Below are 2230 nucleotides of genomic sequence, written 5' to 3'. Positions count from 1 at the left end.
GCACAAGGACTTCGGCGGGCTGCCGCACCCGGTCATCCTGGCGGCGGCTGAACTGCTGGGCGTCAACGAGGTGTATGGCATCGGCGGGGCGCAGGCCATCGCGGCGTTCGCCTACGGTGTCGCCGGGGATGGAAACCGGAATCCGATCGAGCCGGTGGATGTGGTGACCGGCCCCGGGAACATCTACGTCGCCACCGCCAAACGGTTGGTCAAGGGCGTGGTCGGTATCGACGCGGAGGCAGGCACCACGGAAATCGCCGTACTGGCGGACCGTACGGCCCAGCCAAGGCTGGTGGCGGCTGACCTCATCAGCCAGGCCGAACACGACCCGAACGCTGCGTCGGTGCTGATCACCCCGTCGGTTGAGCTTGCGGCGGCCGTACGCGCCGAATTGTCGGTGCAGGTGGCTTCCACCAGGCACCGCGAACGGGTGGAGACCGCCCTGACCGGACCGCAGTCGGGCACCATCCTCGTTGACGACATCGACCACGGAGTGACCGTGTGTGACGCCTACGCCGCCGAGCACCTTGAAATCCACACCGCAGACGCAGCGGCCGTCGCTGCCCGCATACGGAATGCGGGGGCGGTCTTCGTCGGCGAGTACAGCCCTGTGAGTTTGGGGGACTACTGTGCCGGTTCCAACCATGTGCTCCCCACTGCGGGCACAGCGGCGTTTGCCTCGGGGCTCAGCGTTTACACCTTCCTGCGGGCGATGCAGGTTATTGATTACAGCGCTGACGCGCTGCAGGAGGTAAGCCGGCACGTCGTGCAGCTGGCACAGGCGGAAGATCTTCCCGGACACGGCGACGCTGTGCAGGTGCGCTTCCCCTGACTGATCCCGCCCGGGCCCTCTCCGAGCGCGAACTCAAACCACCATATGTAGTAATGACACTGTTGTAGTTTCACTACATCTAGTCTTAGAATGGTCCCACGGCCCCGCTTCAAGCGGTTCCGTGGGTCCGATCGACATACTGTAGTCGCCTAGCCGAGACGAGGGTGGAATGTACTGTCCGTTCTGCCGCAGTGCCGACTCCCGGGTAGTTGACAGCCGGTTGACCGATGACGGATCAGCCATACGTCGCCGGAGGCAGTGCCCCGAATGCGGCAAGCGCTTCACCACGGTGGAGACAACCAGCCTGGCCGTGATCAAGCGCTCGGGTGTTGCCGAGCCCTTCAGCCGCAGCAAGGTCATCAGCGGCGTGCGCAAGGCATGCCAGGGCCGGCCGGTCACTGAAGATGACCTGGCTCTGCTGGCGCAGGAAGTCGAGGAGTCAATCCGCGCGAGCGGGGTAGCGGAAATCGATGCCCATGAGGTGGGTCTGGCGATCCTCGGCCCGCTGCAGAAGCTGGACCAGGTAGCGTATCTGCGCTTTGCCAGCGTGTACCAGGGGTTTGATTCCCTCGAGGACTTCGAGAAAGCAATCGAAAAACTCCGCCGCGAAGCGGAGCATGCTGCCGGCAAGGTTCCCGCCGGCACCCAGCGGCCGCTGACGGCCACCTGATCTCCGGTGGTGGCTGCGGAGGGGAAGCCGCTGCCACCACCGGCACCAATCATTTAGCCGGCCTCGACCGGCTCGCTCTTGAAGTGGAGTGCAGCCTGCAGGGCGGCTCCCACAATTCCTGCGTGATTACGCAGTTCGGCGGGGATGATCGGGGTGCGCAGCGACAGGTTGGGGAGGAAATCCTTGCTGCGCTTCGAGATCCCGCCGCCCACGATGAACAGTTCCGGGGAAAACAGGAACTCGACATGTGAAAAGTACCGCTGCAGCTTGACTGAATACTCGTCCCAGCTCAGCCCCAGCCGTTCGCGGGCCACGGCCGAGGCCTGGGTCTCGGCATCATGCCCGTCAATTTCCAGGTGGCCGAGTTCCGCGTTCGGCACCAGTTTGCCGTCAAAAATGAAGGCGGAGCCGATTCCGGTGCCCAGAGTGATCACCAGCACCGTCCCGTTGACGCCCTTGCCCGCACCGTACTGGACCTCAGCGAGGCCCGCGGCATCGGCGTCGTTGATGACATGCACGTCCCGCCCGAGCACCCTGGTGAACAGGGCATCGACGTCGGTGTCTATCCAGCTGTCGTCAACATTCGCCGCTGAGCGTGCCACGCCATGCTGGATAATTGCGGGAAAAGTGACCCCAATCGGAAGGGAAGTGGGAGGCGCGCCCTCACGGGTGGACAGTTCCGCCACGATGTCGGCGACGACAACCGCCACTGCCTCCGGTGTGGCAGG

The 2230-nt window shown here is 64.3% G+C and carries 3 protein-coding genes; 2 read left to right on the top strand and 1 reads right to left on the bottom strand.

Annotated elements, in window-relative coordinates; all coding sequences use genetic code 11:
* Positions 1 to 832: histidinol dehydrogenase (gene hisD, locus X803_RS21635; RefSeq protein WP_035779334.1), on the top strand; the 832-nt coding region annotated here is incomplete at its 5' end.
* Positions 833 to 1001: 169 nt separating this feature from the next.
* Positions 1002 to 1502: a transcriptional regulator NrdR gene (gene nrdR / locus X803_RS0115100; protein ID WP_026545783.1), complete on the top strand. Its 501-nt coding sequence runs from the start codon at positions 1002 to 1004 to the stop codon at positions 1500 to 1502.
* A gap of 53 nt (positions 1503 to 1555) precedes the next feature.
* Here nrdR and X803_RS0115095 read toward each other — a convergent pair.
* The coding region (locus X803_RS0115095; protein WP_026545782.1) for a polyphosphate--glucose phosphotransferase at positions 1556 to 2230 on the bottom strand (675 nt) is incomplete at its 5' end.

Origin of the sequence: Arthrobacter sp. 35/47 (assembly GCF_000520475.1) — a bacterium.
Lineage (GTDB): Bacteria > Actinomycetota > Actinomycetes > Actinomycetales > Micrococcaceae > Arthrobacter_D > Arthrobacter_D subterraneus.
The sequence above is the reverse complement of the archived record's forward strand: the minus strand, read 5'-3'. Positions and strand labels throughout refer to the sequence as shown.

What these genes read in the sequence shown, in the direction of transcription:
- nrdR (WP_026545783.1), top strand. Translation starts at nt 1,002, where the DNA reads ATGTACTGTCCGTTCTGCCGCAGTGCCGACTCCCGGGTAGTTGACAGC.